General features: G+C 58.0%; 1 protein-coding gene. It reads right to left on the bottom strand.

Annotation, left to right across the window (positions count from 1 at the left end; genetic code table 11):
• Positions 1 to 263: 263 nt before the first annotated feature.
• A partial coding sequence (locus H5U08_RS18985; protein WP_297036783.1) for a DUF1559 domain-containing protein occupies positions 264 to 1,344 on the bottom strand: 1,081 nt, incomplete at its 5' end.

The raw sequence follows: 1,344 nt of genomic DNA, 5'->3' as shown, positions 1-1,344 counted from the left end.
ATTCTACCCGCGGGTACCATCCCGTTATCCCACGGTTGTACGGCAGGATCACGCTTCCAGGAGGGAAAAATGTGATAAGTTTTCCCCGCCAGTTTGGCAGCAAGCCCCCTCTCCGATTCTCCACAAAGCAATACGTATACCAGTCTTTAACATCGACAAAGGCGATTCTCAGAGGAAGTCGGGCGATCGTGTCTGGCGAACGGCCATCGCGGTCTTGACAAGGCGAGACAGGCCGAGAACGCCGGGCGGGTCGCCTGGCGAAGTTACGGGACTGACACCTGCTGGCCGTCCTGGACCGCCGACAGATAGATAAACGTGTCGCGATCAATGGTAATTGCAAGAGGCCGACAGGAACCATCGGCGAAAGCAAACTGGACAACGCCAGGATGGCGAGAAGAAAACTGCCACCAGCCCAATCGCGTGTCGTTGTCGGCGCTGGGGCCCAGTCCCCAGGCGCTGGCCATGACTCCGCATCCGAACCACGAATACGCGCGTTCGGGGTTTTCCGTGCCCCCCATCGCTTCGCCAAAAAGAAGTGTCTGACTGGTCCCGTCAGTGATCGTGGAAAAGCTCTCCTGAGAACGGTTCCAAAAAACTCCCCGAAATGCATCACTACTGGCGATTCCCGTGACTCCCATATACCCGCCCGATCCCAGGTAGTTTGTCCGTGCCAGAACGTCTCCGCTGTTATCCGAAAAGCTCGCCGCCGTCAGAGTGACATAGGGCGACACGTAATGAAAATGCAGAATCACGATGGGACGTTCGATTTTGGTCGCGTGATCGGATGGGCAGAGGAACACTCGCGGTTGCCCCTGAGCGGCATCCCACGCCTTGGGCCGTTGCCAGAAGGCCTGTCCCTGGCGGCTGGCATCGTAAAGGGAAATCCCGCCGAAATTGGGAGCATCAGCATCGCTCTGGTCTTTCAGCGCGCCCTGTTCGATATAGGGCAGCAAATAAGCGAGCACACTCGTCCATTGGCCTGGGTAAGGGGGAACCGGGGCCTGCGGCAGCGGTCCCAAATAACCCGGCGGAAACTGCCGGTGGGTGTCGTGGAAGTTGTGCGCCGCCAGGGCCAGTTGCTTCAGATGGTTGAGGCATTCACTCCGGCGTGCTGCCTCCCGGGCCATTTGTACTGCGGGCAAAAGCAGCGCGATGAGCAATCCGATGATGGCCAGAACGACGAGCAATTCCACAAGCGTGAAGGCTCGTCGCCTCCCCACAGATAAAAAATAGAGATCTGTTCCGGATGGAAGGATCACAGATGGCCGCAATAGTAATCCCCGCGGAGTATGTCCAATCCGGTGTTCCGCAGCAAAAACCCAACTACGGAGCAACCGCCGTGGT

Source organism: Thermogutta sp. (genome assembly GCF_014359955.1).
Classification (GTDB): Bacteria; Planctomycetota; Planctomycetia; order Pirellulales; family Thermoguttaceae; genus Thermogutta.
Note: the sequence above shows the minus strand (reverse complement) of the source record. Positions and strands in the feature narration are given on the sequence as shown.